Origin of the sequence: Paraburkholderia piptadeniae, from assembly GCF_900007165.1 — a bacterium.
Lineage (GTDB): Bacteria > Pseudomonadota > Gammaproteobacteria > Burkholderiales > Burkholderiaceae > Paraburkholderia > Paraburkholderia piptadeniae.
Window position 1 is genome coordinate 1 of record NZ_CYGY02000242.1, and the last position, 514, is coordinate 514.

At 62.8% G+C, this 514-nt stretch carries 1 pseudogene; it reads left to right on the forward strand.

Annotated features, from left to right (window positions below):
• Positions 1-328, forward strand: a pseudogene (locus BN2476_RS45005) (tyrosine-type recombinase/integrase); the annotation flags it as partial.
• Positions 329-514 lie beyond the last annotated feature (186 nt).

A 514-nucleotide genomic window follows, 5' to 3' on the forward strand; every position in this document is an offset into this window, starting at 1 on the left:
GCACAAAGCCACCATGCTGCGAGCGGTCGACGCGTTGATCGACGGCGCCGGCATTGCCGCATCTCGGAAGTCTCGCGCCAGTCCGCAAACATTGCGCAACACTTTTGCTGCGGATCTGTTCGAGAGTGGGGTGGAGGCGGAACTGGTCGGCCAATGGCTGGGTTTTGTGCAGGCGGTGTCGGCGAACCGTTTGTATCGCGCGTGGCAAACGTGGATGGACCAGCAGGATTTGCCCGTCGTCGAGGCTCCAGACCCGGCGGCCCAGCCTTTGCCGGCACCCCGGCGCGATGGGCGTTTGACGAGGAAACCGGGAGCGGATCAGTCCTGAGAAACCTCACCTTTGAGGTCCCGGATTTCCTCACCTTTGAGGCCTGAACCGCTATCGCACCGTGTCGACCCGGCGTGCTGGGGACACGCTCGAGTCGCCCGACAGAAACTGGCCAAGCGCCGCCAGCCTTGATTCGCCGAGCCCACGAGACTAAGGCGAACCTCGTATGCCGTCTTCTGCTTGAAA